This is a genomic window from Lacinutrix sp. (assembly GCF_029238095.1).
In the GTDB taxonomy this organism is placed as follows: Bacteria; Bacteroidota; Bacteroidia; order Flavobacteriales; family Flavobacteriaceae; genus Lacinutrix.
Map to the genome: position 1 here is coordinate 1 of NZ_JAQWGS010000007.1, position 18413 is coordinate 18413.

23 protein-coding genes are annotated in these 18413 nt (G+C 31.1%); 7 read left to right on the forward strand and 16 right to left on the reverse strand.

The window, feature by feature from the left end; all coding sequences use genetic code 11:
- The 7 genes from P8H50_RS11020 to P8H50_RS01925 all read right to left on the reverse strand — a co-directional run.
- On the reverse strand, window positions 1–128 hold a 128-nt coding region (locus P8H50_RS11020), incomplete at its 3' end, for a zinc-ribbon domain-containing protein (protein ID WP_366900945.1).
- Window positions 129–140: 12 nt separating this feature from the next.
- Window positions 141–500 carry a hypothetical protein gene (locus tag P8H50_RS01900; RefSeq protein ID WP_300205036.1) on the reverse strand — a complete coding sequence of 120 codons (360 nt, stop codon included), beginning with the start codon at window positions 498–500 and terminating at the stop codon, window positions 141–143.
- Window positions 501–560: 60 nt separating this feature from the next.
- Complete coding sequence (locus P8H50_RS01905; protein ID WP_300205038.1) at window positions 561–866, reverse strand: hypothetical protein; 306 nt, start codon at window positions 864–866, stop codon at window positions 561–563.
- Window positions 867–935: 69 nt separating this feature from the next.
- Window positions 936–1157 carry a hypothetical protein gene (locus P8H50_RS01910; protein ID WP_300205040.1) on the reverse strand — a complete coding sequence of 74 codons (222 nt, stop codon included), beginning with the start codon at window positions 1155–1157 and terminating at the stop codon, window positions 936–938.
- Between the two features lie 290 nt (window positions 1158–1447).
- Window positions 1448–1975, reverse strand: coding sequence for a hypothetical protein (locus tag P8H50_RS01915; protein WP_300205042.1), 528 nt, complete (start codon window positions 1973–1975; stop codon window positions 1448–1450).
- Window positions 1976–2803 carry a hypothetical protein gene (locus P8H50_RS01920; protein ID WP_300205044.1) on the reverse strand — a complete coding sequence of 276 codons (828 nt, stop codon included), beginning with the start codon at window positions 2801–2803 and terminating at the stop codon, window positions 1976–1978.
- A gap of 9 nt (window positions 2804–2812) precedes the next feature.
- Window positions 2813–4105: a hypothetical protein gene (locus P8H50_RS01925; protein WP_300205046.1), complete on the reverse strand. Its 1293-nt coding sequence runs from the start codon at window positions 4103–4105 to the stop codon at window positions 2813–2815.
- 202 nt (window positions 4106–4307) lie between these two features.
- Between P8H50_RS01925 and P8H50_RS01930 the strand changes: the two genes are divergently transcribed.
- Complete coding sequence (locus P8H50_RS01930) at window positions 4308–5567, forward strand: hypothetical protein (protein ID WP_300205048.1); 1260 nt, start codon at window positions 4308–4310, stop codon at window positions 5565–5567.
- A gap of 269 nt (window positions 5568–5836) precedes the next feature.
- Here P8H50_RS01930 and P8H50_RS01935 read toward each other — a convergent pair whose 3' ends face one another.
- The 9 genes from P8H50_RS01935 to P8H50_RS01975 form a co-directional block, all read right to left on the reverse strand.
- Entirely contained in the window at window positions 5837–6121 is a 285-nt protein-coding gene (locus P8H50_RS01935) for a hypothetical protein (RefSeq protein WP_300205050.1), read from the reverse strand.
- 224 nt (window positions 6122–6345) lie between these two features.
- Window positions 6346–6969, reverse strand: a complete 624-nt coding sequence (locus tag P8H50_RS01940) for a hypothetical protein (protein ID WP_300205052.1) — start codon at window positions 6967–6969, stop codon at window positions 6346–6348.
- 17 nt (window positions 6970–6986) lie between these two features.
- The gene (locus P8H50_RS01945; RefSeq protein WP_300205055.1) at window positions 6987–8294 is read right to left on the reverse strand and encodes an SPFH domain-containing protein; all 1308 of its coding nucleotides are present in this window, start codon (window positions 8292–8294) and stop codon (window positions 6987–6989) included.
- A 4-nt stretch (window positions 8295–8298) separates the two neighbouring features.
- A complete protein-coding gene (locus P8H50_RS01950; RefSeq protein ID WP_300205057.1) occupies window positions 8299–10218 on the reverse strand; it encodes a hypothetical protein in 1920 nt (639 codons plus the stop codon).
- Window positions 10219–10342: 124 nt separating this feature from the next.
- Complete coding sequence (locus P8H50_RS01955; RefSeq protein WP_300205117.1) at window positions 10343–10513, reverse strand: hypothetical protein; 171 nt, start codon at window positions 10511–10513, stop codon at window positions 10343–10345.
- Entirely contained in the window at window positions 10486–10872 is a 387-nt protein-coding gene (locus tag P8H50_RS01960; RefSeq protein ID WP_300205059.1) for a rhodanese-like domain-containing protein, read from the reverse strand. Before P8H50_RS01960 ends, P8H50_RS01955 begins: the two co-directional genes overlap by 28 nt.
- 32 nt (window positions 10873–10904) lie before the next feature.
- Window positions 10905–11216, reverse strand: coding sequence for a rhodanese-like domain-containing protein (locus tag P8H50_RS01965; RefSeq protein WP_300205061.1), 312 nt, complete (start codon window positions 11214–11216; stop codon window positions 10905–10907).
- Between the two features lie 114 nt (window positions 11217–11330).
- Complete coding sequence (locus P8H50_RS01970; protein WP_300205063.1) at window positions 11331–11951, reverse strand: thioredoxin family protein; 621 nt, start codon at window positions 11949–11951, stop codon at window positions 11331–11333.
- Between the two features lie 6 nt (window positions 11952–11957).
- Window positions 11958–12491, reverse strand: coding sequence for a TlpA disulfide reductase family protein (locus P8H50_RS01975; RefSeq protein ID WP_300205065.1), 534 nt, complete (start codon window positions 12489–12491; stop codon window positions 11958–11960).
- 261 nt (window positions 12492–12752) lie between these two features.
- Between P8H50_RS01975 and P8H50_RS01980 the strand changes: the two genes are divergently transcribed.
- The 6 genes from P8H50_RS01980 (at window position 12753) to trpB (ending at window position 18411) form a co-directional block, all read left to right on the forward strand.
- On the forward strand, window positions 12753–14150 hold the full coding sequence (locus P8H50_RS01980) for an anthranilate synthase component I family protein (protein ID WP_300205067.1): 1398 nt from the start codon (window positions 12753–12755) through the stop codon (window positions 14148–14150).
- Between the two features lies 1 nt (window position 14151).
- On the forward strand, window positions 14152–14715 hold the full coding sequence (locus P8H50_RS01985) for an aminodeoxychorismate/anthranilate synthase component II (RefSeq protein WP_300205069.1): 564 nt from the start codon (window positions 14152–14154) through the stop codon (window positions 14713–14715).
- A gap of 1 nt (window position 14716) precedes the next feature.
- On the forward strand, window positions 14717–15709 hold the full coding sequence (gene trpD / locus P8H50_RS01990; RefSeq protein ID WP_300205071.1) for an anthranilate phosphoribosyltransferase: 993 nt from the start codon (window positions 14717–14719) through the stop codon (window positions 15707–15709).
- A 75-nt stretch (window positions 15710–15784) separates the two neighbouring features.
- Window positions 15785–16570 (forward strand): indole-3-glycerol phosphate synthase TrpC, encoded by a 786-nt coding sequence (trpC, locus tag P8H50_RS01995; protein ID WP_300205073.1) that lies wholly within the window; start codon window positions 15785–15787, stop codon window positions 16568–16570.
- Window positions 16567–17202, forward strand: a complete 636-nt coding sequence (locus P8H50_RS02000; RefSeq protein ID WP_300205075.1) for a phosphoribosylanthranilate isomerase — start codon at window positions 16567–16569, stop codon at window positions 17200–17202. The genes trpC and P8H50_RS02000 overlap by 4 nt, the downstream gene beginning before the upstream one ends.
- Before the next feature lie 27 nt (window positions 17203–17229).
- Complete coding sequence (gene trpB, locus P8H50_RS02005; protein WP_300205077.1) at window positions 17230–18411, forward strand: tryptophan synthase subunit beta; 1182 nt, start codon at window positions 17230–17232, stop codon at window positions 18409–18411.
- Window positions 18412–18413 lie beyond the last annotated feature (2 nt).

Genomic DNA, 18413 nt, shown 5'->3' on the forward strand with positions numbered 1-18413 from the left:
GAAAACTCAAATGAAAATTGTTTTTTAGAAGGGCTATGGGTATCAAGGTTTGAAGACTTATTACCACAACTAGGGCAAAAGTTTTCATTTCCAGTTAAGCTGTAACCACATGATGCGCAAAACCCCATTACAACTATATATTATTGTCTTGAAGCTTTTCCCAAGCTCAAGCCATTGTCCATTAGTGTTTTTGCAGATTTATCTTTAATTTGAACCTTTACCCCGTAGGTATTTTCAAACAAATCCTCTACATCACCAACTTTCATTGTGCCTTTGATTTTAACATCATCCTTTGATGTTGTGTCAATTTTTTTTGTTGTTTTTTTATTAAGTGCAGCCAATGTTAAATCTCCATCAGCAATCATATTTCCTTTGTAAAAAACTAAAGAAAGATTAAATGAGGATTTAAAATCCTTTGAAATAGTTTTTAATTTTTTGTTTGGCGCAATTGAAAATTCTGCGTTATTGAAATGATCTTTTATTGAATCAAATAGTCCCATGAGTTTTTTATCTATTAAAAAAATCAGCAGATTTTGTAAATCTGCTGATTAATGAATGAATTATAATTTCCCTGCTTGAGTTAGGGTCATGCTATTGTCTGCTAATTTTGTGTCATCAGCATTAGATATTTGAGCTTTAATACCAAATGTTTCCTTAAAATAACGCTCCACATTTTCTACACGACTTCTTGCTCCAAGTTCCAACTCTCCACCAGCATCATCGGTTTTTGATAATTCACTAATTTTTGTTTTTTCGTCTGCAAATTGATTGCCTTTGTAAAGACGAATGTTACAATTAAACTCTTCACTAAATTGTCTTTTAATACTTTTTACAGTACTTGCTTTTGTTACTCTAATTGTTGCCATAATTAATATTATAAATTTTGCTTACTCCTTTTTTTAGTTGTTTTTCAGCTTATTCCAACTGTTTTTAAATTATTTTACATGATCAATAATGTATGCTAGTAATTCTGCATACCGGTCTTTCAGTTCGATGTAAATTCCATATTCTAAAACCAAATCTTTCTTTTTTGACATAGAAATGTTTTCGCTTTCTTGCAAATTAAATTGGGTTTTTATTGCTTCGTACATTGCTTTTGTTTTTCCAGTATTACTCTTTACCCAAATTTTCATTCCCAATGCTTTGTACGTCTTCATACCAAAGTGGAATATTTTCAAGTAAACTTAGTAAATAGTTTTTACATTTCATAATTATGCTGATATCAGCTTTTGTTTTAAATATTCATGTCTTCTTTTATGAACTTTATTGCACTTGTTTTTTCTTCCATTTTTATTAAATTTAAAAGGTTAAAATTAATAAAAACTATATACTAGAGTTTTATACTAAACAGTCCACTTTGGTTTGACGGATTACAACCTACGCCTTCTACTGTGTATTTTGTATAATCTCTAGCCATAATATTTTGTCTATTTTTTTGTTTTAAAATTTATTCAATTGTGCATTCATAAGTGTCTTTTATGTTGGAAGCAACTTCAGAAAAATTAATAACTCCTTTGCCTGGCAACAATATCAAAGAGGCAAATCCTGGTTCGCCAGAATTAATAGCTTCAATCAAATTATTTAAACGAACAAAAACTAAATCGCTCAATTTAAATTCATTTTCAACTTCTAATGCTGCTTTTAAGTGCCATTTACCATACTTTATAGTTACATCACCTTCGCTTTTTAAATTACAATAGGCATAAGGTATGGTTATAGTATCTCCGGATTCTGTTTTAACAGAACAAGAGCCCACATAATCTATTAAATAATAGTTTGGCATAATAGCTGGTTTATAGATGCCATTATCCAAATCAGTTTCGTCTTCGTCTACTGTAAACTCTCCAAAGCGTTTATTGATAACTAGTTCATTATCTACCTTTACTTTTATAATATTATCTACATCCCAACTAAATTCTTCATTATCCCAATCTTGATACATGGAACCTAATACTTCAATTTCTAATTTCTTCATTTATTCTTCTATTGTTAAACCTGCATTATCTAATACCTGTCTTATAGGATAAGCCGCACCATCATAAATATTATTTGCCACTAACAATAGTGTTACATATTCATTTTTAGCGATTAAATTATCTTGAGCACAAATTTGCATTAGAATTTGAATGAATCTTGATTTTTGTGCATTATCAAGATGCGTACCTAGATAATTGATAGCGTTTACTAGTAGAGTATTATGTCTACCCATTTTAGAATACATCTGAGACATTGTATCTACGTGATCCCAAATATCACGAACTTCTATGCCTTGTTCGTCATATTCATCAAAAGCGACTTGCATCCAGTTTAATTCGCCTTCAATAACTTCTCCATCTGCCAGCATGGTGTGTCTTATTACAAATGCTAAAGCATGTGGCAATTTCCAATTTGGGGAACCTTCTATGATATCGTCTTCAGTTGTGTTCTCTACTGGAGCTTCTTCACTTTCATTGGTAGTCTCATCACCTACGGTAGTGATTACATAGCCCAACGTTCCTGCATGTAGCAAGAAATTAGATAAATTTTCTTTTCCCCATTGGTTACAAACGGCTATTTCTGTACCATCAGATAATGTTATTGGTTCTTTTACGTAATAATTTCGCTCGTTCTTTGCGTCAATTTCGTTTAGTGCTTTACAAACGCCTTTTCCGCCTTGTAAATCGTCAAACCAAGTTTCTAAAAATGCTTGATAAGTGCCTTCGAAACTACTAGCGTGATGTTCAACAATTTTTTGAACTAATCGCGCCTTGTTTAAATTTGAACCTACGCCTTCTACTGTGTATTTTGTATAATCTTTTGCCATTTTATTTTATTAATTATTGTTTTTTAGTTTATCGTTTAGCAGATCTTTAAAATTATGTTGTGATAAAGAATTTACTAAGGTTTTTATTTCTGATTTGAATATACTCTCTAAGTCTGTCTTGTTTGTAAATGAAAAGTTATTAATCAAATAGCTGCAAAAAGACTTAGAGGTGCTTTTATTAAACTTTAGCTTATTATTTTTATCTCGACATTTATCCAGTGTCTCTTCTCCAAAAATAGTCCTAAGTATTCCTATAGAATCCTTTGTTCCTCCCACTGCATTATGATACTCTTCTTTGCCAGCTTCTTTAATTAAACCTGTCTTGTAAACCACATCAGCAAAATATAATTTGAACTTACCCTTATCGGTTTTGTTCTGCTCAAATTGAAATCCAATTCTAAAATCAATTGGTTTTTTACTATTAAAAATCTTAGGATTAGGATTTTGTAAACTAGCAGTGGTAAACACTTCTAATAAAAAGCCTCCATTATTTCCCGTGTCTGTTAAAAATCTTACCTCAAATGGTTCGTTTGGGTGTGCCTTTTCTACGAAATTTCTTAATTCATCTGCTACAGCTTCAAAATGCAAGCGTAGTCCGTACTTTTTTAAAATCGTATTACGCCCTAAACTTTCATTTATCTTATCCGTAGATATGCTCTCGTCTCTAATTATTACTTGGTAGGGAGTGCTTTGATTCTCACCTAAAAATTGACTTAGAAGATAGTCTCGATAGTCATCAAATATTTTATTACCCGAAGACACGGGCATACTCGTGACAATATGCCAATAGGATATGGTCCTCCAGAGATTCTTTTCTTCTCTGTTATGATCCCACATATTTTTTTGCTTTTCATCGCTGACGGCAGGTACCAAGAAAAGATACTGCCATTTTACCTTTTCTCCAGCATTAAATTCTTGTTCTATTTCAGCTTTATTTCTGATTAAATAAAACTGAGTTTGCGACAACTTGGTGTTTTTAGCTATATCACTATATTTCTCTTCTACTTTTTTGGGATTTACTGCTATAAAATGTTCGTTCGCTTTTATTTTATTCTCTATATGAATGAAGTGATGAGTCTCACACATCTTATAAGACACTAAAATGTCCGTGTTATGCCTCTCACAATGCACTTCTGCATCCGTAATGTTAAGAATGTTATCTGGGTTTGCTACTTTCTCTATAAAGTTAAGTAGCATCTTTTCTGATGCATTAAATGCCCAACTAATACACTCGCTATGAAATCGCTCCAAATTATGGTGAGCCACAGATTCAAAAAAATTCAGGTCTTTTAATTTGGACATATTTTGCAACTATTATTTAGCGGAATATGATAAGCCTTCACTCTGCACTAGAAAATTGAATAAATCCTATATTATGCAATTGGCAAAGTCTTTGGTTATTAATAATTTGTATGATGATTTTTCTTATTTTCACAAAAATATATTTTAAATTTTGTAATATTGATTCATAATTGATTCATAATTGATTCATAATACAAAACTTTTGATAGATATTTTAAAAAAAAGAATTGAGGGAAAAATTGGAAAACCAGTCAAAACTCGAGGCGATTGTGAATTGGTTTCGAATGCTGTTTTAGAAACGCTAGACATAGATATTAGTTACAGTACCATTAAACGATTGTATGGCTTAGCTCCTTACACCAAACCAAACAGCAAAACCACAAACACCTTAGCTCAATTTGTAGGGTATAAAAACTATGCTCATTTTTCTCAAAACTATCGATATAAGGATAAAATTGATCTATCTCAACTCACTTACAAAGCCGTTTCAATTGGAAATGAACAAGCGATCCTAGAGTTGATTATAGAAACTAAAAAAAGTTCTGAAAATTTTATAAGGTTTATTGTCTTACTTACAAGAGAGTTATTTCACAACAAAAACTATAGGTTATTGGATGAAATATTTAAATTAAAAGCATTAAACTTTAATAGCTTTTCGTATACAGAAGTCTTATACTTGGGAAACTCCATCGGCCTCTTACTTCGAAAACAAGCGGAAATCGACCCTATATTGCTGAACAATACAAATTTTCTGAGCTGTGTCTATTTAACTTTTGTAGATTACTCTAATCTTAATGGATTTTATGGGGAATGGACCGAAATCATTAACGTAAATCAACCTAAAAAAGAGATTGCCTTATTTACAGGTTCATTACTTGAGTTTAGGAATTTTTTAAATAATAAAAAGCTTAAAGAACTGGATGAAGATTTAATTTATAATAAAGAATTACACCCTATTTTATGCAGTCGTTTGTTAGCCTCAAAACTATTGGTTAATGACAACGGTAATTCGATAAATACATCCCAAATTTTAGATAGTTATTTTGAAGTACACTCAAAAAAATCAAGTTTAGTAGATTATTCTTATGAGTTGTTTACAACAGCCATTTTAACCAAAAATTATGTGCTAATGAAATATCTTATTGAAAAAACTAATTTGAATACAACTATTGAATTTTACTATCAAAAATCCCATTTAAACTCCTATTATTTAATGTCTATTTTTTATTTTAAATATACACAAAACAGCGTAGAAGAAAAGAGACACAATCGTCTATTTAGTATAAATGATTGCATGTATAGTTATGAAGATTTTATCACAATCTTATATCATATTTATGTGTTTGGATCGACTAAGATAGGTTCAAAAAAAGACCGCATAAAAAAGGAATATATCCAATTAAGCAAACAATTAAACTACCCCTACTTTTCAGAAAGCTATTTGCTGAATTATTTTGATTAAATCCACCTAAAAATAATTCGACTTCACTCCACTATTCTGCACATTAGAACCCGCAACCTTTTATGGCTGTGGGTTTTTTATTTTATATAAATCCTCACCAAAATAGTTCGACTTCACTCCCTTTGGCTCCAAAATTATTTTTAAAAATTATAAGTGTTTATAATTAGTAACTCTCAAATTTTTTCCAGTTGTATGCTTGCTTTCTAAATACTTTGTGCTAAATATTTTTACAAAATAAATAGTTGCATTTTTCTGTTAGAATCCAAAAGTTAATCTTTGGTTAGTGATTCATTTGAGTTTAATATCTTAATTTTAATTATGGCTTTATTAACTTGTTGCATTACCAAATATCCGATAATAGCAGAAGTAAGCCACTCAATGACTGAAAAAGTAGATTCTTCAACTACCATTTTGTCTGACCAAAAACCCCAAAGATTCATAATTCCTTTTTCCTCAAAAAATAATAGAACTAATTCAACTGAAATAAGTCCAAGCACCCAACCAATTCCAAAATTTAAAAATTCCTTGGAAATATGTTTAAAAAAAGTTTTCATAATGTGTAGTTTATATAATTATATTTAAATGAATTTGTATGATTTTTGTGTTCATTAACTTGAACTGAAAATATTGGTTTAACAACGTATTTAGGCATAGAGGCTAGGGTGAAACAGATTAAAGATGAATGTCGAAATTTACATATTAAATATCAAAATTAAGACAAGAAAAATATTCAATTTTTCACACATTTTCTGTATTGCATTACTCCAAAAACAAATTATTATTCCTGGAAATAATTTATTAATCCTATTATTACAAATAATAAAACATAGATTGAAAAAACGATTATTACCCATTTCAATCCTGAATTTTTGTACAGATAATTTACTAGTTTATCTACTACACTATACCTATTTTCTATACCCAACTTATTTTTTACAACTTTAGATAAATTTAGCCAAGCTAAAGATAAAAGTAACTTGTTTTTATTTTCCTCATCGTCATCCCAAAAAGCTACCTTATTTAACCGGTAGTTGTTTTTAGCTAATTCTAAAACTTCTTTTAAAAGTTTTGGATTTGTTGGTAAAACAAAATTTGCAACAGCTTTAGCATGAAGTTTATAAACATATTGGCTTAATTCTTCTTCGTAATCTTCATCCCATTGTTCATAATTTGTAGTGCCAAATATTTTTCCCACTATTCCTTCATTACTGTTGCTGTTTATATTGTCTATTCTTTCTTGAAATTTTTCTCTTGCTTTAGATTCAATCTCTCTTAGTTCCTGTTCAAACTTATTAACTGGATGCATATCATCATTACTTTGAAATAAACTAATTTCTCTACCGCACCATTCACAAATAACATCTTGCTCTTTTACAGGGTTTTTACAATGATTACATTTCATGTCTAGTACTATTTAATTTATTGACTTAAGCTTTTACCACAATTTGAGCAGAATTTTGAGTCTGGTAGGCATTGGTTGCCACACTCACAAACTTTTGGCAAAACATATTCACAAGCATTACAAATAGTTGCATTAACATCCAAATCAATTTTACATTTTGGACATGGATTATAACCATCACCACAATTTGGGCAAAATTTATATTTAGAAGAAAAATCAACGGCACATTTATGGCAGTTCACTTTTTTTTCAAGGGTTGAATCTGGTTTTGTTTTGACTATGTTTTGTGCCGTTCCACATGTTCCGCAAAACAAATCCTTAGTTTGAAGTGGGGTTTGGCACTTTGTACAAGGCCTTGGGATAGAAGCTGTATTACTTGTATTCATTTGGTTTTGTACCATACCCCCAACTTGGTTGGCCAAAGGCATAGCCATACCAAGGCCAACAACAGTACCTAAAATACCTGAAGCTCCAGATCCATCGCCACCTTCACCACCACCAATATTTGTGGCAGCTGCCTCAGTAGTATCAAAAGTTCGTTCAACTTTATATACGTTTAATTGCTCGGCACGACGTTTGAGGCGGAGTTTTTCTTCCATATCCTCAGACATAATACGGTGGTAATCCTCTACAATTTTTTTTACTCGCTCATCTTCATCTATTACAGATATTCCTTCAACACTAAAAAAACTAATCTCTAAACCATATTTAGACATTGCAAGTTTTACAGCTGGTTGAATGCTATTGCTAAGCTCTTTAACCATGTATTCAAGCTCTAGAGGACCTAACCCTAAATCATCAGATAATTTCCAAATGGCGTTTTTAGTAGATTCTGTAATAATTCCTCTAAATAATTTTTGCAATTCTAATTGGTTGTAAGTGCTAGACACCCCTACAATTTCAGTTAAAAATTTTCTGGAGTCTACAATCTTAACAGAATAACTTCCTCTGCAGGTAATGGGAATTGGAACTTTAAAATTTGGTTCAACAATATTAAAAGGCATCAAGCCCCATTTAGCGTCCTGTGAGAGGGCCTTGTTTACGTAAAAAACCTCGGCAGTGAAAGGAGTGTCTCCACCAAAAGCAAGACCTATTACATCAGCAAGAAAAGGGATATTATAGCTTGTAAGTGTATGGGTTCCTGCTCCAAAAACGTCTAATAACTTACCGCCTTTGAACATGAAGGCATCTTGGCTTTCATTGACCACCAATTGGGTACCAATTCGTAGCTGATTTTCACGCTTTTGATTTCCATTTTTTGGAGACCATTTCCAAACAAGTTCATTATTAGGCCCTTCATATTTTAATACATCAATTATAGCCATACTGTTACGATTTTGGTATTGGAATTTTCAAACTTCCGGATTTTGTTACTATGTGAATCTCTTTTAAGTCATCTAGATTAACTCTTGTTCGAAATTTATAAACCAATTTTTGCGCATCAATCTGTTTAGATTTGGGTTGAATCGGATTTATAGAATTTATATCATTTATAGTAACATAAGGTTCAGAATTAATAAGCTCTTTAGGTACAGTAAACACAATGTCACTATACACATAACCTTTGTCAACAGAAATTTCTGATTTTTCTAAAACAGAAATCAAATCTTTTGGTAAATCTGTTTTTAGTTTGTTGTATTCTTGAGAGCGATCTTTTGCTGTTTGAAATTTAAAACCCTTCTCATCTATCCAAGATACAATATCATCTGTAATAATAACACCTCTAAGTTTTACAATATTCTCAGGTACTATTTTTTTGTTTCCTAACCACTCATAAGTTATCTCGAGTGGTTCTTCAAAGTCCTTTTCTGAGTATGGTGCGAGACTATTTAATGCATCCGGCACTTTAAAAACTTGATAATTATCTTTGTAACTGTCTGTAAAATGAATACATAAAAACAAGCGAACGTTTTCGATAGTCCGGTTTGAATTGTTAATCATTTTAACACGTAAGGAATTCTTGGGGTCAATAATAGACCCCTCTGATACCTCAATATCAACAAAAGGACGCTCAACGAACATCTCTGAGAAAACAGTTGGCAAATATTTGTTGCAAAAGTTTAAATCACCAGGTAAATAATCTTGCACCACTTGGTTGCCTCGTCTAAAAAAATGACGTTTAATCTCTTCAATCGCTTCTGGTTTGTTTCCAAGGTCTCTGTGAATAATAGCTTTTTGAAAGTTTGGACTAAAATTTCCAAACCCTTCCATAGTACTCATGTAGGTTTTAACAATAAATTCAGACTCAACAGACCTAAAAATAGAACTTCTAATTTTAAAAATATTCATTAAATCCAAAAGCGCTTCACTTTGTTTTGGATATAAGATTGAGGCTTCATCAAAAGATGTAAATGCGTTTTCTATTTCACCTTTTTGATATTCTAAAATACCCTTCAAAACAAAAGCAGGTGCAGTAGATGACGGGAATTGTTCAAAATAAGAAGCTAAAATGGTTTCTATTTCTTCAAATTGCGTGAGTTTTTGTTCGTCATTAGAAATGGTATTATCATTAGTCAATGAAAGTATGGCAAAGCCTTTTAGTAAAATAGACTCACGATCATTAGGAGATAACTCCAATGCTTTATCAGCAAACTCTATAACTTTTTTATGATTAGAATTATACAGTGATATATAGGCCTGATCTCTTTGTGCACAAAGCTTGTCCCATTGGGTCATATATTTTAAATAAATTGGACTAGAAAGTTCCACATAATCTAGATAACTTGTATTTATATTTCTGATTTTATTGTCAATTTCTAGATCTTCTTTGTAACGCTTTATACCAATTTGAAGAGCATCATTCTGTGCTTGTAAAGCAGTTACTGCAGCGCCCATATAATCTTCGACAGCAGCTTGAGCTACAGCATTTATTAAAGTTTGTCGTACGTCAACTAGTTCTGAAAAAACTAACCATAAATCCTCATTAAGTTCCTTTTCCGCCTCTGCATCATAAAGGTTGTCTAACACTGGCAACAGTTTTTGATAACTACTAATAACATCAGGGGCTACACCGGTCATGTCTTGTTTGTAAAGATATTCTGTATATTCTTGAACATCTTTTACATTTTTTATCGCTTCATCTAAAGTGAAAATCACTTTAATTGTAGCCTCAAGGTTTAAGGAGTTTTTATTCGTGTTTTTTGATTTCTCAAGCTGTTTATCTAGTGTGTCAAATTTTGAAGCGGAATTTTTTGTTTCAGAGCAACCTATTAATACCATACAAAAACAAACTATGTTAAAGATTTTCATAAATTATTTTTTTTTTAAAAGTACAGTTTAAGATTGAAAAAAAATGTTCATATATTGTACATGGTCTAGGGTAAATATACTTTAAACAATATTAAAAAAGTTGTTTATGAGTCAGAAAAGTCATCTACATTGGTATATTTTTCAAATAAAATAAGTTGTAAAAGAATCCAAATCCCCCCAAAAATAGTGTGACTTCACTCCTATGGGCTCCACTTTTAAACACCTCAACTAATTGATTTTCAATAAGTTGAGGTGTTTTTATTAAATTTATATCTCCAAATCTACGTGCTGCCATTTTGAGAATCCACCTTCTAAATCGTAGATTTTTTTAAATCCAGCTTTCAACATTTTTTCCGCACATTTTGCGCTTCTTCCTCCTTTAGCGCAATACAAAATCACTGGTTTTTCTTTATCTAAAACAGAAATATCTACATCAAAAGTAGGAGAATTAAAATCTATATTTTGAGAATTAGAAAGATGTCCTTTATCATGTTCTTCTGGAGTTCGTACATCTACTAGTTGTACATTTTCTAAATCTATTAATGTTTGCATTTCTTCTGTTGAAACTAAAGTAATACTTCCTTCTGTTTCATTAGTGCAACTAAAGATGCCTAATGCTATAATTAAAACGAAAACTAGTGTTGATTTTTTCATAACAAAATATTTTGATTGATTGATTTTAAAAACTATTGTTCTACTTCACCTGTCCATTCTTGAAAACCTCCTAATAGGTTGTAGGCATTATCAAATCCCATCTGATTCATAATAGCACAGGCCTGTCCACTTCTTCCACCTGCTTTACAATACACATAATAGTTTTTGTTTTTATCAAGTGCTTCTAATTCGTAGATAAAAGCTTGACCTTTAAAAATATTAATATTTTTAGCTTTAGGTATAAACCCTTCCTCTACTTCTTCTTCTGTTCTTACATCTATTATAAAAGCATTATCATCTGCTTTAAGTTGTTGAGCCCATTGCTCTTGTGTTAAATCTGCCATTATTATGTTTTATGGTACAAAGTTAATAAAATTAACGTTTCCTTAAGATATAGACGAAAAAAAACCTGAAGTGTTACAACTTCAGGTTAGATTCTTTAAAAATATATTATTTTTTTATACTTTAATGGAACATCCTATTGCTTTTGTCTCGGTTACATTTACTTCTTTTCCATTCAACAAAGCATTAACAGCATCTTCTACATATTTATTTTTCACTTCATCTGCATTTTGGTAATTATCATCAATCGCACCAATATATTTTACCATATTTCCTTTATCTGTTTTTTTAACAACATATATGTGAGGTGTTTTTGTTGCTCCAAATTGAGGATATACACGTTGTCCTTCATCCATTAAATAAGGAAACGTAAACCCTTTTTCTTCAGCACGTGCTCTCATATACTTCATTCCATCTTCTGGCTTGACCTTAACATTATTAGGCATTATTGCTATCACTAGATAACCTTTCTCTTCATACATTTTATTTAGTGCCTCTATTCTATCTTCATAAGCAACTGCATATGGACATGTGTTACATGTAAATGTGATAATGAAACCTTTGGCTTTTTCAAAATCTGACATAGACACCATCTTACCGTCTATATTTTCTAATTTAAAGTCTTTAACATAATCTCCAACTTTATATCCATTATCAATTGCTTTTTCGGTTTTTGTAAAAGACCATACACCAAACACTATTGCAGTAAGCAACATTAATTTTACTGTTTTCTTCATAATATTCTAATTTAAAAATTTATTGACTTCTTTTTTTAATTCTTCTAAATTAAACGATTTTTCGTAAAACGCTCTTTTATCATTCTTATAAATTAAAGTCACTGGTATTGCACCAGACCAATCTTTATTAACTTTTGGAATCCAAGTATTAGAATCAACATCGTTTAACGCTACTACTCTAGATTTTAAATTTTTATTAACAATAAATGGCTTTAGTTTTTTCTCGTATTGTTTGGGAAAATCTAAACTCACTAAAATAACTTCTACATTTTTAGATTGGTACTCTTTATTTAAAGTTTCAAAATAAGGCAACTCTTTTACACATGGTGCACACCAAGTAGCCCAAAAGTTAATGACATAAACTTTACCATCCTTTTTATTTAAAAGCGGTTCAAGTGTATTATAATCATACACAATTAAATCTACAGTTTCTGCTTTACTTTCCTCAGTCTTAACAACTGTAGCACTTTTATTATTGTTGTTTTTTTCTTGATTACAATCAAGTAATAAAACGACTATTATTAAACAGTATTTTTTCATCCTATAAAAATAATAACAGAAAAGTATTTTTAATCTATTTTAACAAATATTTACGTAAAAATTAATTTGAAAGTTAACAATTGATTTATATATTTGAAGAATATAATATAATTCTGCATACGCACAAAATTATGAACACAAATTTAAATAGTACTTGGTGGTGGACTTCTCGAAAAACAATTCGTGAATAATCTCTTAGGTATATTTAATTAACATACAAAAGGCTTGTCATTCACGACAAGCCTTTTTTTATATCAAATTATGAAGACTTTTAGCCTTTACACACATTACAAAAAAATACTTGCAGACACTATAACTCCTGTTAGTATTTATTTAAAAATTCGTGATAAATTCCCTAATAGCATTCTATTAGAAAGTAGTGATTATCATGCCAACGACAATAGTTTTTCTTACATCTGTTTTAATCCAATTGCTTCAATAAAAGTTGCTGGAGACACTATAGAACAAAATTTTCCTGACGGTAGCATACTAAGAAATCGTACTAACAATGTGCCAAAAACAATTCATAAATTTACAAAGCGATTTAAAGTAAACTCTGATGAAGATTTTAAATTTATAAACAACGGTATTTTTGGTTACACAGCTTACGATGCTGTTAAATATTTTGAAGACATTTCCATTTCAAAAAAACCAAATTCTTTAGATATTCCAGATATATATTATGCTGTATATCAAAATATTATAGCTATTAATCATTTTAAGAACGAAGCTTATATTTTTGCGCATTGTTTTAATGACAACGCTAGTAATATTAATGAAATCCTTCATTTAATAAAATCTAGAAACTTCGCGGAATACGAATTTTCTACAGATTCTGATATCGAATCTAACCTAACCGATAATGAGTATAAAAAACAAGTAGATTTAGCAAAAAAGCATTGTGCAAGAGGTGATGTTTTTCAATTGGTGTTGTCAAAAAAATTCTCTCAAAAATTTAAAGGAGACGAGTTTAATGTCTATCGTGCTTTACGAAGCATTAATCCTTCACCATATTTATTTTATTTCGATTATGGTAATTTTAAAATCTTTGGTAGCTCACCAGAAGCACAATTAGTCGTTAACAAAGGTGTTGCAGAAATTCATCCTATTGCAGGAACTTTTAAACGTACTGGTAATGATGAAAAAGATACAGAACTAGCAAAACAACTGGCTGCAGACGAAAAAGAAAATGCAGAACATGTAATGCTAGTAGATTTGGCAAGAAACGATTTAAGTAGACATGGTAGTCAAGTAAAAGTTGAAACGTACAGAGAAGCTCAATTTTTCTCTCATGTTATTCATTTAGTAAGTAAAGTAACAGGGAAAGTACATGATAATACGTCAACCATGCAAGTTGTAGCAGACACGTTTCCTGCAGGAACTTTAAGTGGAGCTCCAAAACATAAAGCGATGCAACTTATAGAAAAATACGAAAAAACGAGTCGTGCTTTTTATGGAGGAGCCATTGGTTTTATGGATTTTAATGGTAATTATAATCACGCGATTATGATTAGGACATTCTTAAGTAAAAACCACGAATTACATTGGCAAGCTGGAGCTGGACTGGTCTCTAAATCTAATCCAGATCACGAATTACAAGAAGTTTATAATAAATTAGGTGCATTAACAAAAGCTATTGAATTAGCAAAAGATATTTAATATGAAAGTATTGGTAATAGACAATTACGACAGTTTTACCTACAACTTAGTCCACTATTTAGAAGACTTAAACTGTGAAGTTACTGTAAAACGAAACGACAAACTAGCACTAGAAGACGTTGAAGCTTTTCATAAAATAGTTTTATCGCCAGGACCAGGAATTCCTGATGAAGCTGGACTATTAAAAGCCATTATTAAACAATACGCTCCAACAAAAAGTATTCTTGGCGTTTGTTTAGGACAACAAGCTATTGGTGAAGTTTTTGGAGGAAAATTAATAAACCTAGATACTGTATTTCATGGTGTTGCCACTAAGGTTGAAATTAGTGTTAAAGACGAAGCTTTGTTTAAAAATATGGATAAAATTATAGACGTTGGCAGATACCATTCTTGGGTAGTCGATGCTAATTTACCTGAAGAATTAGAAGCTACTTCTTTCGATAAAAACGGACAAGTAATGTCTTTAAGACACAAGTTTTACGATGTAAAAGGTGTACAATACCATCCTGAAAGTGTATTAACACCAAATGGAAAACAAATTTTAGAAAATTGGATTAATAGTTAAGATGAAACACATACTAAACAGATTAATAAACCACGAAAACATCTCAAGCGAAGAAGCTAGAAACGTTTTGGTAAATATTTCCGAAGGAAAATATAACCAAAGCCAAATTGCTTCATTTCTTACTGTATTTATGATGCGAAGTATCACTTTAGAAGAACTTCAAGGGTTTCGCGATGCGCTTTTAGAGCTATGTATATCAGTAGATTTATCAAATTACAATACTATAGATTTATGCGGAACTGGAGGTGATGGAAAAGACACTTTTAATATTTCTACGTTATCGGCTTTTGTAACAGCTGGAGCAGGAGTTAAAGTTGCAAAACATGGAAACTATGGTGTATCATCCGCTTCTGGGTCATCAAACGTTATGGAAGCTTTAGGCGTACAATTCACTAAAGATGCAGACAAACTAAAACAGACAATAGATAAAGCTGGAATTTGTGTCATGCATGCTCCTCTTTTTCATCCAGCAATGAAAAACGTTGCGCCAATTCGAAAAGAATTAGGTGTTAAAACTTTCTTTAATATGTTGGGACCAATGGTAAATCCATCTTTTCCAAAAAACCAAATGGTAGGTGTTTTTAACCTAGAATTACAAAGGTTGTATGGCTATTTATATCAAAACACAGATAAAAATTACAGCATTGTTCATGCATTAGATGGTTATGACGAAATCTCTTTAACAGGAAATACAAAAATCATCTCAAACCATTCAGAATCGATGTTAAGTCCTTCAGATTTAAACATAAAACAAATAGAACAATCTGATATTTTTGGTGGTTCATCAGTAAAAGAAGCTGCTAAAATTTTCAAAAAGATAATCAGTGGAAAAGGTACAGATGCACAAAACAATGTTGTTTGTGCTAATGCAGGATTAGCAATTGCAACAGTAAATAACAGTTCGCATCAAAACGGATTTCAACTTGCAAAAGAAAGTTTAGAAAGTGGAAGGGCAAAAAAGAGTTTAGAGCAATTAATTGAATTAAGTAAATAAAAAAAAGTCCACAGTAAGCAGTCTTCAGTATTTACTAGGACTGCAAACCGAATACTATGTGCTGAATACTAAAACATGGATATTTTAACTAGAATTGTAAACGACAAACGCAAAGAAGTTAACCTTCGAAAACAACTTATTCCTACAAAACAACTGGAACAATCTGTTTTATTTGAAAGAGAGACCATTTCTTTAGCTAAAAAATTAAAAAATAGCGATACAGGAATTATTGCGGAGCACAAGCGTCGTTCTCCCTCAAAACAGGTAATAAATCACGACCTTAATGTTTTTGATGTCGCTAAAGGTTACGAGGAAGCAGGAGTTTGTGGAATGTCTGTATTAACGGATGGAAAATATTTTGGTGGAAGTTTAGACGACTTGCTTACTGCAAGAGCCAATTGTAATTTACCTTTATTAAGAAAAGAATTTATTATTGATCAATACCAAATTATTGAAGCCAAAGCACATGGTGCTGATGCTATTTTGTTAATTGCTGCAATTTTATCCAAAAAAGAAATCAAGCAATTTTCAGAGTTTGCAAAAAGCTTAAATTTAGACGTGCTTTTAGAAGTTCATAATGAAGAAGAATTAAACAAATCCATAATACCAAGCTTAGACTTGTTAGGCGTAAATAATAGAAATTTAAAAACCTTTAAAGTCAGTTTAGAAATTAGTAAACAATTAAGCACACTAATTCCAAACGATTTTATAAAAGTGTCAGAAAGTGGTATTAGCAGTATTGAAGCTATTAAAATATTACAACCTTATGGATACAAAGGTTTTTTAATTGGAGAAAATTTTATGAAAACAGATAATGCAGGAGAAAGTGCCAAACAATTTATAAAAAAATTAAAAATATGAAGTTAAAAATATGCGGAATGAAAAATGAGAACAATATCCTTGATGTTGCAGAACTTAAACCAAGTTATATGGGTTTCATTTTTTACGAAAAATCACCACGTTACTTTAATGGTGTTATTCCAGAGATTTCAAAAGATATTAATAAAATTGGTGTTTTTGTAAATTCAACATTCGACTATATAAGAGGAAAAGTAGAAAAACACGACTTACAAGGCGTACAACTTCATGGAGATGAAACACCTGAATTATGTGAGCGCTTAAAAGCACTTGAAATTACAGTTGTAAAAGTGTTTTCTATAAAAAACCAATTCGATTTTAAAGTTTTAGAACCTTTTGAAGACGTTTGCGATTATTATCTATTCGATACTAAAGGCAAAGAACCAGGTGGAAACGGTTATACTTTTAACTGGAATGTACTAAAAAAATATCCATCTATTAAACCTTATTTTTTAAGTGGTGGTATAGGACCAAAAGAAATGGATTCGTTATTACTATTTTTAAAAAGACCTGAATCTGAGTTGTGCTGTACACTAGATTTAAACAGTAAGTTTGAAACTGCTTCTAAAATAAAAGATACAGCAAAACTAAAAGCATTTAAACAAAAATTAGTAGAAGCTAATTATATTATTTAAAAATTAATACTAATTGAAAATAGAAAAATGAAATATAATATTAGCAACAATGGTTATTATGGTGATTTTGGTGGTGCATACATACCAGAAATGCTCTATCCAAATGTAGAAGAGTTACGCCAAAATTATTTAAAAATAATGGCAGAACCTTCTTTTAAAGAAGAGTTTAATCAACTATTAAAGGACTACGTTGGTCGTCCTTCTCCACTCTATTTTGCTAGACGATTAAGCAAAAAATACAATACAAAAATCTATCTTAAACGCGAAGATTTAAACCATACAGGAGCGCATAAAGTAAACAATACTATAGGCCAGATTTTAATGGCACAGCGTTTAGGTAAAACACGTATTATTGCCGAAACTGGAGCAGGACAACATGGTGTTGCAACTGCAACCGTTTGTGCATTAATGGGAATGGAATGCATTGTGTATATGGGAGAAATTGATATTGCACGTCAAGCTCCAAACGTTGCTAGAATGAAAATGTTAGGCGCTAAAGTTGTACCTGCATTATCAGGAAGTCGCACTCTTAAAGATGCCACAAACGAAGCCATAAGAGATTGGATTAATAATCCTATAAACACACATTATATTATAGGTAGTGTTGTTGGACCTCATCCTTATCCAGATATGGTAGCACGTTTTCAAGCAGTAGTTTCCGAGGAAATACAATGGCAGCTAAAAGAAAAAGAAGGCAAAACTACTCCAGATTATGTTGTGGCTTGCGTTGGTGGAGGTAGTAATGCCGCTGGTGCTTTTTATCATTATTTAGAAAATACAAACGTTAAACTTATTGCTGTTGAAGCTGCTGGTAAAGGCATTCACTCTGGTGAAAGCGCAGCAACTTCCGTTTTAGGAAGAGAAGGCATTATTCATGGTAGTAAAACTTTACTAATGCAAACCAAAGATGGACAAATTACGGAGCCTTACTCAATTTCTGCTGGATTAGATTATCCAGGTGTTGGACCAATGCATGCGCATTTGTATAAAACTGGTCGCGCAGAATTTATTTCGATTACAGATGATGAAGCTATGACTGCTGGTTTAGAATTAAGCCAACTTGAAGGTATTATTCCTGCCATAGAAACGTCTCATGCTTTTGCAATTTTTGATCATAAAAAATTTAAAGCAGATGATGTTGTTGTTATAAATTTATCTGGTCGTGGCGATAAAGACTTACAGAATTATATTGATTATTTTAAACTTTAATT

What these genes read in the sequence shown, in the direction of transcription:
- P8H50_RS01900 (WP_300205036.1), bottom strand. Translation starts at nt 500, where the DNA reads ATGGGACTATTTGATTCAATAAAAGATCATTTCAATAACGCAGAATTT.
- P8H50_RS01905 (WP_300205038.1), bottom strand. Translation starts at nt 866, where the DNA reads ATGGCAACAATTAGAGTAACAAAAGCAAGTACTGTAAAAAGTATTAAA.
- P8H50_RS01910 (WP_300205040.1), bottom strand. Translation starts at nt 1,157, where the DNA reads ATGAAGACGTACAAAGCATTGGGAATGAAAATTTGGGTAAAGAGTAAT.
- P8H50_RS01915 (WP_300205042.1), bottom strand. Translation starts at nt 1,975, where the DNA reads ATGAAGAAATTAGAAATTGAAGTATTAGGTTCCATGTATCAAGATTGG.
- P8H50_RS01920 (WP_300205044.1), bottom strand. Translation starts at nt 2,803, where the DNA reads ATGGCAAAAGATTATACAAAATACACAGTAGAAGGCGTAGGTTCAAAT.
- P8H50_RS01925 (WP_300205046.1), bottom strand. Translation starts at nt 4,105, where the DNA reads ATGTCCAAATTAAAAGACCTGAATTTTTTTGAATCTGTGGCTCACCAT.
- P8H50_RS01935 (WP_300205050.1), bottom strand. Translation starts at nt 6,121, where the DNA reads ATGAAAACTTTTTTTAAACATATTTCCAAGGAATTTTTAAATTTTGGA.
- P8H50_RS01940 (WP_300205052.1), bottom strand. Translation starts at nt 6,969, where the DNA reads ATGAAATGTAATCATTGTAAAAACCCTGTAAAAGAGCAAGATGTTATT.
- P8H50_RS01945 (WP_300205055.1), bottom strand. Translation starts at nt 8,294, where the DNA reads ATGGCTATAATTGATGTATTAAAATATGAAGGGCCTAATAATGAACTT.
- P8H50_RS01950 (WP_300205057.1), bottom strand. Translation starts at nt 10,218, where the DNA reads ATGAAAATCTTTAACATAGTTTGTTTTTGTATGGTATTAATAGGTTGC.
- P8H50_RS01955 (WP_300205117.1), bottom strand. Translation starts at nt 10,513, where the DNA reads ATGGCAGCACGTAGATTTGGAGATATAAATTTAATAAAAACACCTCAA.
- P8H50_RS01960 (WP_300205059.1), bottom strand. Translation starts at nt 10,872, where the DNA reads ATGAAAAAATCAACACTAGTTTTCGTTTTAATTATAGCATTAGGCATC.
- P8H50_RS01965 (WP_300205061.1), bottom strand. Translation starts at nt 11,216, where the DNA reads ATGGCAGATTTAACACAAGAGCAATGGGCTCAACAACTTAAAGCAGAT.
- P8H50_RS01970 (WP_300205063.1), bottom strand. Translation starts at nt 11,951, where the DNA reads ATGAAGAAAACAGTAAAATTAATGTTGCTTACTGCAATAGTGTTTGGT.
- P8H50_RS01975 (WP_300205065.1), bottom strand. Translation starts at nt 12,491, where the DNA reads ATGAAAAAATACTGTTTAATAATAGTCGTTTTATTACTTGATTGTAAT.
- P8H50_RS01980 (WP_300205067.1), top strand. Translation starts at nt 12,753, where the DNA reads ATGAAGACTTTTAGCCTTTACACACATTACAAAAAAATACTTGCAGAC.
- P8H50_RS01985 (WP_300205069.1), top strand. Translation starts at nt 14,152, where the DNA reads ATGAAAGTATTGGTAATAGACAATTACGACAGTTTTACCTACAACTTA.
- trpD (WP_300205071.1), top strand. Translation starts at nt 14,717, where the DNA reads ATGAAACACATACTAAACAGATTAATAAACCACGAAAACATCTCAAGC.
- trpC (WP_300205073.1), top strand. Translation starts at nt 15,785, where the DNA reads ATGGATATTTTAACTAGAATTGTAAACGACAAACGCAAAGAAGTTAAC.
- P8H50_RS02000 (WP_300205075.1), top strand. Translation starts at nt 16,567, where the DNA reads ATGAAGTTAAAAATATGCGGAATGAAAAATGAGAACAATATCCTTGAT.
- trpB (WP_300205077.1), top strand. Translation starts at nt 17,230, where the DNA reads ATGAAATATAATATTAGCAACAATGGTTATTATGGTGATTTTGGTGGT.